This window comes from Chromobacterium sp. Beijing (genome assembly GCF_021496765.1).
Classification (GTDB): domain Bacteria; phylum Pseudomonadota; class Gammaproteobacteria; order Burkholderiales; family Chromobacteriaceae; genus Chromobacterium.
In genome coordinates this window covers 1,173,651-1,189,734 of sequence record NZ_CP053750.1, presented here as the reverse complement: position 1 = coordinate 1,189,734, position 16,084 = coordinate 1,173,651, and the positions used below count along the sequence as shown (strand labels likewise).

Genomic DNA, 16,084 nt, shown 5'->3' with positions numbered 1-16,084 from the left:
CCTCCGCCGCGCGGCGGGCAATAAAAAACCGGCTCGCCATGGCGAGCCGGTTTTTTTACGCGAGAACCGTCCCGCTTACAAGACTTCGATGATGCCGGCGGCGCCCATGCCGGTGCCGATGCACATGGTCACCATGCCGTAGCCCTTCTGGCCGGCGTCGCGCATGCCGTGCACCAGGGTGGCGGTGCGGATGGCGCCGGTGGCGCCCAGCGGGTGACCCAGAGCGATGGCGCCGCCATGCGGGTTGACCTTGGAGGTATCCAGCTCCAGATCGCGGATCACCGCCAAAGCCTGTGCCGCAAACGCCTCGTTCAGTTCGATCCACTTCAGATCGTCCTGCTTCAGGCCCGCCTGGCTCAAAGCGGCCGGGATCGCCTCTTTCGGACCAATGCCCATGATTTCCGGCGGCACGCCCTTGACCGCGAAAGTGACGTAGCGGCCCAGCGGAGTCAGATTGAACTCCTTGAGCACGCGTTCGGACACCAGAATCACCGCGCCGGCGCCGTCGGACATCTGCGAGGAATTGCCGGCGGTGACCGAACCCTTGGCGTCGAACACCGTTTTCAGCTTGGCCAGGCCTTCCAGCGTGGTCTCGCGACGCGGGCCTTCGTCGGTGTCCAGCACGCGGGTCTTGACCGCCACTTCGCCGGTTTCCAGATTGGGCGTGCGGTAGGTCGCCTCCAGCGGCGTGATCTCGCTCTTGAACTTGCCGCCGTCGATCGCGGCCAGCGCGCGGCGGTGCGATTCCACCGCGAACGCGTCCTGGTCTTCGCGCGATACGCCCCACTGCTGCGCCACTTTTTCGGCGGTCAGGCCCATGCCGTAAGCGATGCCGTAGTTTTCATCCTTGGCGAAGATTTCCGGGTTCAGCGACACCTTGTTGCCCATCATAGGCACCAGCGACATCGACTCGGCGCCCGCGGCGATCACCACGTCGGCCTCGCCCAGGCGGATGCGGTCGGCGGCCATCTGCACCGCGTTGATGCCCGACGAGCAGTAACGGTTGATGGTAATGCCGCCCACGGTATTGGGCAGGCCGGCCAGCAACACGCCGATGCGCGCCATGTTCAAACCCTGTTCCGCTTCCGGGAAGGCGCAGCCCACCACGCAGTCGGAAATCAGCTTCGGATCCAGATTAGGCACCTGGGCCAGCGCGCCGGTGATCACGTGCGCCAGCATATCGTCCGGACGCACATGACGCATCATGCCGCGCGGCGCCTTGCCCACCGGCGTGCGGGTGACGGCGACGATGTAAGCTTCTTGTACTTGTTTGCTCATTTTGATTCTCCTGTCGGCGGCCTGACCCGCGCTCCGGCGATCAGGCTGCCTTTCATCTGGCTATTGGCCGTGCTTGCGGGAGGATTCGTCGCGAGCGGGCCGAGATCGAAGCGAGAAGCGCAGCCGTACATGCGGTACGGCGAGCATCGCAGCATTCGATATCGGCGCGCGCAGCAGAATCACCCCCAAGCACTTAGTTGCGCAGCGGCTTGCCGGTGGTCAACATATTGGCGATGCGATCCTGGGTCTTGGAGTTTTTCAGCAAGGTCATGAAGGCCTTGCGCTCCAGATCCAGAATCCACTGCTCGTTGACCAGGGTGCCGGCTTCGACGTCGCCGCCGGTCATCACGTCGGCGATCAGGCCGGCGATGAAGAAGTCATGCTTGGAAATGAAGTTGCCTTCCAGCATGTTCACCAACTGGCCCTTGATGGACGCGGCGCCGCTGCGGCCGGCCACCGGGAAGCCCTTGACCTTGAGCGGCGGACGGTAGCCGGCTTCGGCCAGAGCGATCGCCTGCTGTTTGGCCACGTGCAACAGCTCGTAAGCGTTGAACACCACCGGGTCGCCGTTGCGGAAGAAGCCGATTTCCTGCGCTTCGAAGCCGCTGGTGGCCACTTTGGCGGTGGCGATGGCCATGAAGTAGTCCTTCAGCGCGGCCAGCACGTCGCCGCGCGCCTCCTGAGCGGCGCGCAGGGCGAATTCTTTGCAGCCGCCACCGCCCGGCAGCAGGCCGACGCCCACTTCCACCAGGCCGACATAGGACTCCAGCGCCGCCACGGTCTTGTCGCAGTGCATGGCGAATTCGCAGCCGCCGCCGAACACATAGCCCTGGGTCGCCGCCACCGTCGGCACCTGGCAATAGCGCAGGCGCATCGAGGTTTCCTGGAAGCGGCGCACCGTCGCGTCGATCGCGTCCCAATCGCCCATCATGAAGGCCGGCATCATAGACTGCAGATCGGCGCCGACGGAGAACGGCTCCTCGGTCTGCCAGATCACCAGGCCCTTGAAGCGGTCTTCAGCGATGTCGACGGCCTTGTTCAGACCCTCGATCACGGCCGGGCCGATCGCATGCGCCTTGGACTTGAACGACACCACCAACACTTCGTCGCCAGTAGTGAAGGCGCGCACGCCCTCGTTTTCGAACACGGTTTCGCCCAGCGGCGCCGCCGCCTCGCCCAGCACCTTGGCAGGCGCCAGCTGACGCTGGTACACGTCCAGCGTGGAGCGGCCCACCAGCTTGTTGCCGGCCGGATCGTAAGAACCTTCGGCGAAGTGCACGCCGGCGCGGTCGCCCTGCAGCACCCAGGCCGGCAGCGCGGCGGCGCTCAGCGCCTTGCCGGCTTTCACGTCCTCGTCCAACCACTTGGCCACTTGCTGCCAGCCGGCGGCCTGCCAGGTTTCAAACGGACCCACGCTCCAGCCGAAGCCCCAGCGGATGGCGAAGTCGACGTCGCGCGCGCTATTGGCGATATCGGCCAGATGGTGGGAAATGTAATGGAACACATCGCGGAAACATGCCCACAGGAATTGCGCCTGCGGATGGCTGCTCTCGCGCAGTTTCTGGAATTTTTCCGCCGGATTGGCGATCTTCAGGATTTCCTTGACCGCGTCGTCGCCCTTCTCGCCGGAGCCGACGTACTCGCCCTTGGCCGGGTCCAGCACCAACATGCGCTTGCCGTCTTTCTTATAGATGCCGGCCTTGGTCTTGGCGCCCAGCGCGCCGGCGGCGATCAGCTTCTGCATCCATTCCGGAGTCTGGAACAGGCCGTGCCACGGGTCTTGCGGCAGGGTGTCCTGCATGGTTTTGACCACGTGGGCGAAAGTGTCCAGACCCACCACGTCGGCGGTGCGGAAGGTGGCCGATTTAGGGCGTCCCAGACGCGGACCGGTCAGGTCGTCCACCACGTCGAAGCGGATGCCGAACTTGTCGGCGTTGGCGATGGTGGCCAGCATCGAGAATACGCCGATGCGGTTGGCGACGAAGTTGGGGGTGTCCTTGGCGCGAACTACGCCCTTGCCCAGGCTGGACACCAGGAAGCGCTCCAGATTATCCAGGATGTGCGCGTCCGAGGTCAGGCAGGGAATGATTTCCACCAGATGCATATAGCGCGGCGGATTGAAGAAATGCACGCCGCAGAAACGCGGGCGCACATTGTCCGGGCAGCTTTGCGCCAGCGTGTTGATCGACAGGCCGGACGTATTGGTGGCGAAAATGGTGTGTTCGCCCAGGTGCGGAGCCACTTTGTGGTACAGATCCGCTTTCCAGTCCATGCGCTCGGCGATGGCTTCGATCACCAGGTCGCAATCCTTCAAGAGGTGCAGGTGGTCGTCGTAGTTGGCCGGCTGAATGTGGTTGACGGCATCCTTATTGGCCAAGGGAGCCGGCTTCTGCTTTTTCAAGCCTTCCAGCGCCTTGAGCACGATGCCGTTCTTGTCGCCTTCCTTGGCGGGCAAGTCGAACAGGATGGTCGGAACTTTGGCATTCACCAGATGGGCGGCGATTTGAGCCCCCATCACGCCAGCGCCTAACACGGCTACCTTGCGTACGTTGAACTTGGTTTGAGACATGGTTTCCTCGTTTTGTTGAAACACAACATGAGACAGGCCCCTCTCGCCTGCTCAGCCTGCCTCAAGGACGGGCGTTGTTCGTCCTTGCGCTGAGTCGGCGGCGCGCCGCCGCTGCAGCCGGCACAACTCGGCCGGCCGGGAGAATGATTATGATGAAGCCCGGCCCGCCCGGAAGCCTGGCGAGAGATGGTTTCCCCACCGCCGCGGACATCCGTCAATCTACTGAAAAACCGCGCCGGCAGCCACTATCGCGGCGGATCAAGCGCAGCTGGAAAAGATCTGCATTGAAAAATATCAAACACTCGCTTTTCTCTCAAATAAGTCTAACCCAATTTGGGCAAAAAAACAGGGGGTTCATGGAAAAATAGAGAGAGAAAACAAGCGGAAAAACCGGCGCGGCGCAAACGCAAAAACCGGGCGAGCGCCACCGCGCCCGCCCGACCTGAAATCCGCGCGCCCAACGGCGCCGATTCAATTAAAACCGATAGTTGTACTGCAGACCGATCAGTTGCAGATAGGTCTTGTAGCTGCCTTTGACCGTGCCGCCGTTGCCGGTGCAAGCTGCGCCTGTCGGGCTCTTGCCAGTCGGACTGCAGCCGTCGGTATAGTTCACATTGGCATTGGTAAAGTTGATGAAGCTATAGGCGACGTCGATCGAGCTTTGCTTGTTGAACTTGTAGTTGGCACCCAGCGACAACCACAGACGATCGCTGTCCGGCAGCGCCGGATGACGATCTTTGTCGGACTGCAGCGGCGATTGCTCCCAGGCCACGCCGCCGCGGAACAGCCAGGCATCGCTGTACTGGTAGTTGGCGCCCAAGGACACGCGCCAGGTATCGCGCCAGTTTTGGTGGATCACCATATCACCCTGAGCGGTACCGCCCACAGTGGACTGCTGGATCACGATGTCCTTCATTTGCGAGTTGGCCACCCAGGTCACATCGCCCATCACCGCCCATTTCGGGTTCAACTGATGGAAGAAGTTGGCCGATGCGGTTTCCGGCGTCGTGACATCGACCCTGGCGGAGGCATTTGGATGCTTCAGTTTTGCCAAAGCACTCCCCGGATACACCCCTGCCGGCAGGCCAGGAAGCCCGGGCGACGTAATCGTCCCTTGAACATTATTAAACGTCCAAGTGGATGTTCCTGACAAAGTATGCTTAATGCTCGACCGATACGCTAAGCCAAACCGGGTATTCTCATTCAGATTGAACATATAACCAATGTTCCAACCGAAACCCCAATCATCACCCTGCACATCGGCAAGACCATCCCCTCGGATTCCCGCAGCCAACGGACCAAAAGTCTGTTTCAGACCAGAGGTCGCATCCGCCATCTGCTGCAGCTTAGCGTCCATATACTGCGCGGAGAGACCGAAGCCGAAGGAATGACGGTCATCCAGTTTGAACGACATCGAAGGATTGAAGTTGAAGGACTGCAGATTCACGCTCTTCAAGGCATAACGGCCGGCCCAGTCGAAACCATAGTCCAACTTGGCGCCATAGGGCACGAACACACCCAAGCCCAGATTGATCTTGTCGTTCAGCTTGTGCGACAGGTAAAAGTTGGGCGCCGCCACGGCCTTGGGTGCAAAGGAACCGCCATTGCCGCCGCCGGTAGACTGCCCAAGAACGTTGGTGGAACCGTTATCGGTGTACTCGGAATGCGGCACGACCAAGGTCGCGCCGCCGGAAAACTGCGTACCCTCCAGCCGGGACAGACCGGCCGGGTTGGCGAAAATAGTGGAAGGATCGTTGGCCTCGGCGCCGTTGGCATGCGCCGTGCCCTGGCCGGACACGCTCTGCGAACCAAACTGATAACCCGAGGCCACGGCCTGGGTGGACATTAGACCGAATGTTGCGCCCATGACCATCACGGACAGGCTGAGGTGCTTGAGTTTCATGTTCTCCCTCTCTCTTTGGCGTTGCTATAGTGTTCTTAGGTGTTAGATGACCAATAACAAGCACTGGTCATATTTGATGCTACCAGAGAATTAGAGCAATTCCACAAGGTTTTGGAGTGTTTGTTCCAAACAAACGTTTAATGAGACATTTCTGCAACAAGCACGCAAAAAAGCATGGAAATGCGCTAAATAACACCTAAAAGACGCGATTTTCCATCGCAATCCACCGCCACATAGGTGGCCACCACTTCGGTGATCGCCTCGTGCGAGCCATCGATACGCTCCGCTTCGACGGTGATTTTCAGGGTGATGGATTTCTGGCCTATTCTCAGCCGTTCCACATAAAGGTCCACCACGTCGCCCAGCAGGATGGGCGCGGCGAATTGAAAGGTGTTGACCGCCACCGTGGTCACCGGGCCGCGCGACAGGCGCTCGGCGTCAAGGCTGCCGGCCATGTCGATCTGATTCATCAGCCAACCGGCCTGGACTCGGCCGTAAGCGTTGGTGCTGGTTGGCAGCGCGCGCACGCGCAGCGTGGGAATCCGGACTTCAGGGCGGTCCATGCTCACTCCTTTGTTCTTGTTCATCGCTCGATCTTGGCGACTTTTCATCATTTCACGCCAGCGGCCGTCTGCCAGCCGCTGGCGTGAAATGCCGGGACGGATCCCGGCAAATCTTACCCCTTACGCTCAGAAGATCAAGCGTTGCAGCAGCTTATCGTCATGTTGCTCCAGCATCTTGTCGAAATCGTCCACCATGATCACGTCGCGCTTGAGCTTGCGCGCGCGGCTGACGGCGTCGAACTCGGCCTGATTGAGCAAACCGGCCGCCAAGGCTTCCGCCAGACGCTCTCTCGCGGTGACAGAAACAAACTTGCCGTCGCGCGCCAGCTTGCGCAGCTTCTGCTCCAGCGGCTCGGTGGCCAGCACCGCCTCCAGCGCGTGCGCCAGCACGCCCACCGCATCGGTTTCCTCCTTGGGCAGATACATGCCGCGCGTCAGCCGCTCGCGGGTCGCGCCCGGCTCCATCATCGCGCGCGCCACCTGGGTGCCGACGCGGTCGGACGCCGGCTTGAGCGTCAGGCCCCACGGGAAGATCAGCTTGCGCAGCACCGCCGCCAGCATGCGGCTGGGCAAGTTGGCCAGGAAGCCGTCCATCGCCTGCTGCACATCGTACAAGGCGTTTTCCACCGACCATTGCAACACCGCCAGGTCTTCCTTGGGCGCGCCGTCGCGCTCGAAACGCTTCAGGCAGGCGGAGGCGATGTAAAGACCGGACAGCATGTCGCCCAGACGCGCGGACAGCTTCTCGCGGAACTTCAGGCTGCCGCCCAGGCTGAACATCGCCATATCGGACAGCAAGGCGAAGGCGCTGGAGAAACGGGTCAGCCGGCGATAGTAGACGCCGACTTCGCCGCCGCGCGGCGCGCCGACGAAACGGGCGCCGCTCAGACCCAGCCACAGCGAACGCACCACATTGCTGATCACGAAGTTGATGTGACCGGTAATGGCGGCGTCGAATTCCTTGCCGTCGTCGGTCATCGCCGCCTTCATTTCGCGCAGCACGAAGGGATGGCAGCGGATCGCGCCCTGGCCGTAGATAATCATCGAACGGGTCAGGATGTTGGCGCCTTCCACAGTGATGCCGATCGGAATCGCCTGATAGGCGCGCGCCAGATAGTTGCGCGGCCCCAGCACCACAGCCTTGCCGCCATGGATGTCCATCGCGTCGTTGATGGCTTTGCGCATGCGCTCGGTGTTGTGGTACTTGAGGATGGCGGACAGCACCGACGGCTTCTCGCCGGTATCGAGACCGGTCAAGGCCAGGTCCTGCGAGGCCTCCATCTGATAGGTGTAGCCGCCGATGCGCGCCATCGCCTCATCCACGCCCTCGAACTTGCCGATGGGCAGGCCGAACTGATCGCGGATGCGCGCGTAAGCGCCGGTGACGAAGGTACTCATCTTGCCGGAAGCCACCGACATCGCCGGCAAGGAAATGCAGCGACCCACCGACAAGCACTCAACCAGCATGCGCCAGCCCTGGCCGGCGAATTCGCGGCCGCCGATGATCCAGTCCAGCGGAATGAACACGTCCTTGCCCCAGGTCGGGCCGTTCATGAAGGCGGCGCCGCCCGGGAAGTGGCGACGACCGATGGCCACGCCCTCGTGTTCGGTGGGCACCAGCGCGCAGGTGATGCCCAGGTCTTCTTTATCGCCCAGCAGATGCTCGGGATCGTACATCTTGAACGCCAGGCCCAGGATGGTGGCCACCGGGGCCAAGGTGATCCAGCGCTTTTCCCAGCTGACGCGCAGGCCCAGCACGTCGTCGAAACGCTCGCCGGTGCGCGGATGGGTGTAGGAACCGCGGCAGACGATGCCGTAGTCGGGAATGCTGCCGGCGTCCGAGCCCGCATAGGGGCTGGTCAGCGCGAAGCAGGGAATCTCCAGACCCTTGGCCAGGCGCGGCAGATAATAATCCTTCTGCTCCTCGGTGCCGTAGTGCTGCAGCAATTCGCCCGGCCCCAGAGAGTTGGGCACCATCACCGATACCGCGGCGGTGCCGCCGCGGGTGGCGATCTTGGTGACCACTTTGGCGTGAGCGTAGTTGGAGAACTCCAGACCGCCGTACTGCTTTTTGACGATCATGCCCAGGAAGCCGTTGTCCTTGATGAATTGCCACACTTCCGGCGGCAGATCCTTCAGCTCGTGGGTGATCTTCCAATCGTCAATCATCGCGCACAGCTGTTCGGTGGGGCCGTCGATGAAGGCCTGTTCTTCCGGCGTCAGCTTGGGATCGGGAAAGGACAGCAGGCGGTTCCAGTCCGGCTTGCCGGAGAACAGGTCGCGATCCCACCAGACCGTGCCGGCGTTGATGGCTTCCTGCTCGGTCTGGGACATCGCCGGCGTGATTTTCTTGAACACGCCGAACACCGGGCCGGTGAACACGGCGCGGCGCAAGGGCGGAAGATTGAGAACGGCGGCGATCACCGCGAAAACAGCCCAGGCCGCTGGCGGCAGCGGGCAATGGAAGACGAACTGGAGCGCGGCTAGCCAGGCGGCCAGCCCCACGGTCCAGGCCAGAACAGGCGCGCGGAAATACGCCAGCGCGCCCAGCAGCACGACCAGAACAACGGCAGATATCATTTTGTTTTACCCTCGTGTTGACCCTTCCATTCCGGCGGCAACAGCAAGGGACGCGGCCTTGGTCGACGCGTCCTGCCCTGCGCTCCGGAATCAGCCTTCCATGGGCGCGACCAGGCCAGCCATGACAAAGGGCACGAGGTATTTGACAATCATGTCCGGATCCCGCGCGCTGACGATCTGACTGCGAGTGAAGATCTTCAGCACATCGTTGCCGGCGAAGGCGTTGAACATGACGCTGAACGCAAGATGCATTCTCCAGGCCAACTGCTCCGTGTCCAGCAAGGGCAAGGCGCGCTGAAACGCGCGACTGTAACGCTGGACGAACACGCTGTACTGCTGGGAGATGGTTTCGCGCAACAGGCGGTGGTTCTCCACCAAGGTGCGCGACAACAGGCGCACGAACATCGCCCCGCCGCGCGACGGGTCCTTGGACAGCGACAGGCAGGGCCGTATGAACGACAGCACCAAGCCTTCCACCGACAGTTTCTCCTCCGAGGCCTCCGCCTCCAGCTTGTCCAGTTCCGCCAGGCAGTCCGCTATCAGCGGGGCCAGTCTGCGCATGAACACGGACTCGAACAACGCGTCCTTGGAGCCGAAGTGGTAATTCACCGCGGCCAGGTTTACCTCGGCTTGCTGGGTGATCATGCGCAGCGAGGTCGCTTCGAAACCGTGCTCCACAAACAAGCGTTCTGCAACGTCCAGAATGCGGGTGGCGGTATCGGGGCGGCTTGCTTCCATGTTCTCCAGTGCCTTTTTTGTATTTGCTGGTTTTATGGTCTTGCTCATTTCAGCTTTCGAACAAGCGTTTCAAACTTACGTTTTAATTTGACGAATGTCAAGACATGTCTCGACGGCGCTCGGGCCAAACTCTCAGGGCGGCAACAAAAGCGGCAGTCCGTATTTTAGACTGCCGTTTGAATGAAACACATGTTGAAAGCGTTTAGTCAAGGCCGCGCGCCAAATCCCGCTTCAGATCCTCGACATGCTCCAGGCCCACCGCCACCCGCAACAGGCCTTCGACGATGCCGGCCTTGGACCTGGCTTCCGGCGTGATGCGGGCGTGGGTGGTGGACGCGGGATGCGTAATGGTGGACTTGACGTCGCCCAGATTGGCGGTGCGGGAAATCAGCTGGACCCGGTCCACCACGCGCCAGGCCTCGGCCCTGCCCCCCTTGACCACGAAGGACACCACCGCGCCGCCGCCGCTTTGCTGACGCAAGGCCAGTTCATATTGCGGATGGCTGGCCAGCCCTGGATAAAACATCCGCTCCACCGCAGGCTGCGCTTCCAACCAGCGCGCCAACTCCAGCGCGTTGGCGCTGTGCTTTTCCATCCGCAGATGCAGGGTTTCCATGCCGGAGAGCAAAGCCCAGGCGTTGAACGGCGCCAAGGTGGGGCCGGCGGTGCGCACGTGCAGGTAGATCTGTTCGATCAGCGCGTCGCGGCCCACCACCGCGCCGCCCATCACCCGGCCATGGCCGTCCAGGTATTTGGTGGCGGAGTGCATCACCAGGTCCGCGCCCAGTTTCAGCGGCTGCTGCAAGGCCGGGGAACAGAAGCTGTTGTCCACCACCAGCAGGGCCTCATGCTGATGGGCAATAGCCGCGATGGCGGCGATGTCGGCGATTTCCGTCAGAGGATTGGACGGCGTTTCCAGAAACAACAAACGGGTATTGGGCCGCGCCGCGTCGCGCCAGGCTTGCAGGTCGGTGGCGTCGACAAAGGTGGTTTCCACGCCGAACTTGGCCAATAGGCCGGCAAACAGATTGGTGGTGGAACCGAACAGGCTTTGCGAGGACAGGATGTGATCGCCGGCCTTGAGCAGACTCATCATGATGGCCTGGATCGCCGCCATGCCGGTGGCGGTGGCGATGGCGCGCTCGCCGCCCTCCATCAGCGCCAGCCGCTGCTGAAAGGCCGCGACGGTGGGATTGGTGAAGCGGGAATAGGTGTAGCCGTCCAGTTCGCCCAGGAACATGGCCGCGGCCTGTTCCGCCGAATCGTAGGTGAAGCTGGAAGTCAGATGCAGGCTTTGGCTGTGCTCGCGATAATCGCTGATTTCGCGGCCGCCGCGGATTGCCTGGGTTTCCGGGTGCCAACAGGCTTGTTCGGTATTGTCGGATGCCATTGATGTTTCTCTGCGGGTGCTTCTAAGAATTTGTTCACGATCGGCTGCGCGTCATGAGACCTGGCGCGGCGAATACTGCTTCGAGAGGCTCATGCGCCGTGCGCACACTCCGCTTTCCCTGCCGCAAGGCCTTGTCTCGCCTTGCCTCGCGGGAGCATGAACAGGCGCCAAGGATAAGACCAACGGCCATATTGCCTGAAAATCCGCGGTTTGCTAAATGCCTGCCGGGCATAAAGCCGCCGGCCCGGCGGCATTAGCGCCAGCCGGCGACGGCGGCCGGCTCACTCGATCAGCAGCATATGCGCGCGCACCCAGTCGCGATCCGCCGCCTCGAAGTGCCACCACTCGGTGGCGATGCCGTTGAAGCCGGCCTGGCTCATGCAATGGCGCAACAGCTGACGGTTGGCCACTTGCGCCTCGCTCAGCCTGCCGGTCCGCAGCAGCTCCGCCTCGCGCTGCGGCTGCGCCCGTTCGGTGAAGTCGTCGAAACCGGTGCCCATGTCCAGTTCGCCCCCGTCGGCATCCTCCACGCTCAGGTCCACCGCCATGCCGAAGCTGTGGATCGAACCGCGCGCCGGGTCGGCGACGTAGATGCGCTGCGGCGTGTCCTTGACGATGTCCCACAGCACCCGCTGCACCCGCCCCGGCCTCAGCGCGTCGAAAACCAGCAAATGGAAGCCGGGACGCAGCCGGCGCAGCTCGCGCGCGGCCATGGCCAGGCCTTCGGCCGCACGGCGGTGCAATAAGGCGGGCGCCGCCTCGCCGTAAAGGTTTCGCCCCACGAAATTGTTGGCGCAGGCATAGCGCAGGTCCAGTCTCACCCCGTCGATGTCCGCTATCGACAGGTATTCCGGATGCGCCGCCAAGTCCTCCATCCCGATCACCGCTTTCATGCTCGCCTCGCTTCCCTCATCCATCCCCCGGCCCTCACTCCCCCGCCATCTCCCCCGCCATCTCCCGCGCCAGCCGCTCGGCACTGCCCAGGGCCAAGGTGAAGCCCAAGGCGCCGTGTCCCAGATTCAGCCACAGATTGGCCGGTCCGCCGGGCGCGCGGCCTATCAAGGGCACCCCGTCCGGCGTCGCCGGCCTCAAACCGGCCCATTCCGCCGCCTGTTCCAGGCGGCCCGCCCGCGGCCAATCTCGCATCACCTGCCGGCGCAAGCCGGCCACGCGCCGCGGGTCCGGGCTTTCGTCATAGCCGACCAGATCCGCCGCCGCCGCCACCCGCAGACGGCCGCCTATCGGCGCGTACAAGATCTTGCGCTCGAAATCGGTGACGCTGAGCGCGGGCAAACCCTCGCCCGCCGGCATGTCCAGGCTATAGCCCTTCAGCGGGTAGAGCGGCAGCCGCAGGCCCAGTTTGCGCGCCAGCCCCGCGCCGCCGACGCCGGCGGCCAGCACCAGATGCCGGCAAGGCAGAGCGCCTCCGGGCAGCCAAACTTGCCGCACCCGCCCCTGGGCCAGTTCGAAGCCTACGACCTCCTCGCCGAAGCGGAACTCTACGTCCAGACCCTCGTCGCGCATTCTTCGCTGCATGGCCAGGCAGAACAGCCGGCAATCCGCCACCTCCTCGTCCGGGGTATGCACCCCGCCGGCCAGCGGCCCGCTCAAGCCGGCCAAGGCCGGCTCCAGCGCGCGGCAGGCGTCCGCGTCCAGCAAGCGCTGGCGCGCGCCCAGCTCGCTCAAGGCCGCCATGCCCTGTCGCGCATGCTCCAGCGCCGCTGCGCCGCGGTACAGCACCAGCTTGCCGTTGCGCCGCCAGGCGAAACCGTCCAAGCCTTCCGCGCGCAGCGCGTCCAACTGCTGGCGGCTGCTTTGCGCCAAACGCCACAATTGGGCGCTGCCGGCGCGGTTGGCCTCGCGGTTGCAGGCGCGGTAGAAGCGCCACAGCCATTGCCACTGGGCCGCGTCCCAACGCGGGCGCAAACGCATCGGCGCGTCCGCGCTCAGCAGCCAGGCCAGCGCCTTGGCCGGCACCCCGGCGTCGGCCAGCGGCGCCACATAGCTGTAGCTTAGCTGGCCGCCGTTGGCGTGGCTGGCGCCGGCCGCCGCCTCGCCGCGCCGTTCCAGCACCGTGACCGGCCAGCCCGCCCGCGCCAGCCGCCACGCGCTGCACAGTCCAATCACGCCGGCGCCCACGATCAGCACCCTCGCCTCGTCCATTCCGCCCCCTCGCAAAGTCCGTCAAACCGCAAAGCCGGCTTTCGACGCCGGGAACCAATCGCCAAGACCTTGGACCGACAGCGGTAGATGACGGACAATTCGCCTGCCGCGAACAAGAACTCAGGATAGCGTAAATGACAAAATCGATCCTCTCCCTTTCCCTGTTGCTGGCCGGCGCGCTGCCCGCCGCCGCGCTGGCGGCCAAGCCCCTGGTCTTTTGCGCGGAAGCCGCGCCGGAAGGCTTCGACCCGGCGATGTGGGACACCGCCTCCACCTACAACATCGTCAAGCCCGTCTTTCAGGGTCTGACCGAATTCAAACGCGGCGGCGTGGCGCTGCGCCCTGGGCTGGCGGAAAGCTGGAGCGTGTCGGCGGACGGACTGGAATACACTTTCAAGCTGCGCCGCGGCGTCAAATTCCATCAAACCGATTACTTCAAGCCCAGCCGCGACTTCTCCGCCGACGACGTGGTTTTCACCGTCAACCGCTGGATCCGGCCGGAGCTGCCGTTCAACCAAGCGCTCAAGACCCCGCTGACCGGCCCGGACGGCTACGGCCTGGTCAAGCTGATAGACTCGGTGCAAAAGCTGGACCCGAGCACCGTCAAGATCCGGCTGAAGGAACGCAACGCCACCTTCCTGACCTTCTTCGCGATGGGTTTCGCCGGCATGCAGTCAGCGGAGTACGCCCAGCAGTTGCTGCAGGCCGGCAAGCCCGCGCAGATCAATCTGCAGCCCATAGGCACCGGCCCCTACCGCTTCAAGAGCTACGCCAAGGACTCGACCGTGCGCTACGAGGCCAACCCCCAGTACTGGGGCGCGCCGCAGAAAACCCGCAGCCTGATTTTCGCCATCGTCACCGATCCTCAAGTGCGCATCCAGAAACTGAAAGCCAATGAATGCCAGGTGGCCGCGGCGGTGCGCGAGGCCGATCTGGACACCTTGAACGCCGATAAGAACATCAAGATCGCCGCCACCGGCGCCAGCAACATCTCCTATCTGGCCTACAATCTGAAACGGCCGCAATTCGCCAAGCGCGAAGTGCGCGTGGCGCTGGACATCGCCATCAATCGCGACGCCCTGTTCAAGGCGATGTTCCCCAAGGGCGGCGCCACCCAGGCGGTCAACCCCTATCCGCCGTCCACCTGGAGCTGGAACCCCAAAACCCGCAATGAATACAACCCGGCCAAGGCCAAGGCGCTGCTCGCCCAGGCCGGCTACCCCAACGGCTTCGCCCTCGATCTGTGGGCGCTGCCGGTGCAAAGACCGACCAACCCCAACGGCAAGCTGATGGCGCAGATGATCCAGCAGGATTGGGCCAGGATAGGCGTCAAGGCCAATATTCGATCCTACGAATGGGGCGAATACCTGAAACGCGCCGCCGCCGGCGAACACGATGTCTATATGTCCGGCCTGACCAGCAACTCCGGCGATCCGGACGATTTCCTGTGGAACTCGCTGTCCTGCAGCGTCAGCAAGGGCGGCCAGCGCTTTTGCAACCCCGAGTTCGACAAGCTGCTGCTGCTGGGCCGGCAGGCCACCGAGCAGAAGCAACGCGCCCAGTACTATTTGAAAGCCCAGGAGATTTTCAAATACGAGCGCCCCTGGATCACCATGGCCCATTCCCGCATTTACATTCCGCTGCGCAACAATGTGCAGGGTTTCGTGATGAATCCCAACGGCTCTTTCGACTTCGAGGACGTATGGCTCAAATAAACCCAAGCTGGCCGCCCTATTTCGTCAGCCACCGTTATCAGGGCTTGCGGGCCGGCCCCCGCCTGATCGTCACCGCCGCCGTGCACGGCAACGAGGGCTGCGGCACGCTCGCCGTCCGCCGGCTGATGGCGGAGCTGGAACAAGGCGCGCTGGCCTTGCGCGCCGGCCGGCTGACCCTGGTCCCGGTGAGCAATCCGCTGGCCTTTCAGTTGGGCCAGCGCGGCGGCGAACGCAATCTGAACCGCCATCTCGCCCCCAGCGACGCGCCGCGCGATTACGAAGACCATGTCGCCAACTGGCTATGTCCGCTGCTGGCTGAGCACGAGGTTTTGCTGGACTTGCACTCCTTCCAGTCCCAGGGCCAGGCTTTCGTGTTCCTGGGACCGCGCGACAACGCCGGCGAGCTGGAGCCCTTCGCCCTGGCCGCGCAAGAAGAAGCGCTGGCGCAAAGGCTGGGCGTGGCCCGCGCGGTGGACGGCTGGCTCGCCACTTACGCGCTGGGCGTGAACCGACGCGGCAAGGCCTCGGACGGCGACGTCCGCTACGGCGTCGGCACCACCGAGTACATGCGCCAACAAGGCGGCTGGGCGCTGACGCTGGAGTGCGGCCAGCACGACGACCCGGCCGCGCCGAGCGTCGCCTACCAGGCCATCGTCAACACCTTGGCTCATCTGGGCATGTTGGACGCGCCGCCGCCCGCGGCCGGCCCCTTGGAGGCGCTCAGCCTGTACGAGGTGGTGGACAAGCTCGACGACGGAGACCGCTTCGCTCGCGACTGGACCAGCTTCGACCCGGTGAGCCGAGGCGAGCTGATAGGCTGGCGCGCCGACGGCAGCCCGGTAACGGCGCTGGACGACGGCCGCATCGTCTTCCCCAACCCCCGCAGCCCTAGCGGCCAGGAGTGGTTCTATCTGGCCCGGGCGTCCTCCCGCTTTTGAGAAGCTGTTGACGATCCGCCGCGCGCAGCGAGGCGCGGCCACCGCTTCGGAATGCTCATGCGCCGCATGAGCATTTCACTTTCCAAGACCGGCTCCCAGCGCCATTCTGCACGACTCAGCATTTCCACTTAAGTATTTGTTTTTCATAAAAACCGCCATTTAGGCCAGCACGCCCCCCATCCCAACTGCTACACCGATAAGCACTGCCGCGCGGCCGGCAGCCGCTACCGCGCCCGGTCGTCCCTGG

General features: G+C 63.4%; 11 protein-coding genes. 2 read left to right on the top strand and 9 right to left on the bottom strand.

Going from position 1 to position 16,084, the window contains the following annotated elements:
- Positions 1 to 75 precede the first annotated feature (75 nt).
- The 9 genes from HQN78_RS05700 to HQN78_RS05660 all read right to left on the bottom strand — a co-directional run bounded on the left by HQN78_RS05700 (position 76) and on the right by HQN78_RS05660 (position 13,184).
- Complete coding sequence (locus HQN78_RS05700) at positions 76 to 1,278, bottom strand: acetyl-CoA C-acyltransferase (protein ID WP_107798871.1); 1,203 nt, start codon at positions 1,276 to 1,278, stop codon at positions 76 to 78.
- A 193-nt stretch (positions 1,279 to 1,471) separates the two neighbouring features.
- Positions 1,472 to 3,847: a 3-hydroxyacyl-CoA dehydrogenase/enoyl-CoA hydratase family protein gene (locus HQN78_RS05695; RefSeq protein WP_107798870.1), complete on the bottom strand. Its 2,376-nt coding sequence runs from the start codon at positions 3,845 to 3,847 to the stop codon at positions 1,472 to 1,474.
- A 475-nt stretch (positions 3,848 to 4,322) separates the two neighbouring features.
- The gene (locus HQN78_RS05690; RefSeq protein ID WP_235088464.1) at positions 4,323 to 5,750 is read right to left on the bottom strand and encodes an OmpP1/FadL family transporter; all 1,428 of its coding nucleotides are present in this window, start codon (positions 5,748 to 5,750) and stop codon (positions 4,323 to 4,325) included.
- Positions 5,751 to 5,935: 185 nt separating this feature from the next.
- Positions 5,936 to 6,313 (bottom strand): acyl-CoA thioesterase, encoded by a 378-nt coding sequence (locus HQN78_RS05685; RefSeq protein ID WP_107801726.1) that lies wholly within the window; start codon positions 6,311 to 6,313, stop codon positions 5,936 to 5,938.
- Positions 6,314 to 6,439: 126 nt separating this feature from the next.
- Complete coding sequence (locus HQN78_RS05680; RefSeq protein ID WP_235088462.1) at positions 6,440 to 8,893, bottom strand: acyl-CoA dehydrogenase; 2,454 nt, start codon at positions 8,891 to 8,893, stop codon at positions 6,440 to 6,442.
- 90 nt (positions 8,894 to 8,983) lie between these two features.
- Positions 8,984 to 9,631: a TetR/AcrR family transcriptional regulator gene (locus HQN78_RS05675; RefSeq protein ID WP_019102939.1), complete on the bottom strand. Its 648-nt coding sequence runs from the start codon at positions 9,629 to 9,631 to the stop codon at positions 8,984 to 8,986.
- Between the two features lie 202 nt (positions 9,632 to 9,833).
- Positions 9,834 to 11,021 carry an O-succinylhomoserine sulfhydrylase gene (locus HQN78_RS05670; protein WP_235088460.1) on the bottom strand — a complete coding sequence of 396 codons (1,188 nt, stop codon included), beginning with the start codon at positions 11,019 to 11,021 and terminating at the stop codon, positions 9,834 to 9,836.
- Between the two features lie 281 nt (positions 11,022 to 11,302).
- Entirely contained in the window at positions 11,303 to 11,914 is a 612-nt protein-coding gene (locus tag HQN78_RS05665; RefSeq protein ID WP_227103338.1) for a M15 family metallopeptidase, read from the bottom strand.
- Positions 11,915 to 11,948: 34 nt separating this feature from the next.
- A complete protein-coding gene (locus tag HQN78_RS05660) occupies positions 11,949 to 13,184 on the bottom strand; it encodes a D-amino acid dehydrogenase (RefSeq protein ID WP_235088459.1) in 1,236 nt (411 codons plus the stop codon).
- Between the two features lie 134 nt (positions 13,185 to 13,318).
- On the opposite strand from HQN78_RS05660, the gene HQN78_RS05655 reads away from it, so the two are divergent.
- Both HQN78_RS05655 and HQN78_RS05650 read left to right on the top strand, forming a co-directional pair.
- A complete protein-coding gene (locus HQN78_RS05655) occupies positions 13,319 to 14,899 on the top strand; it encodes an ABC transporter substrate-binding protein (RefSeq protein WP_235088458.1) in 1,581 nt (526 codons plus the stop codon).
- Entirely contained in the window at positions 14,887 to 15,837 is a 951-nt protein-coding gene (locus tag HQN78_RS05650; protein WP_235088457.1) for a succinylglutamate desuccinylase/aspartoacylase family protein, read from the top strand. Before HQN78_RS05655 ends, HQN78_RS05650 begins: the two co-directional genes overlap by 13 nt.
- The last annotated feature ends 247 nt before the right edge of the window (positions 15,838 to 16,084 follow it).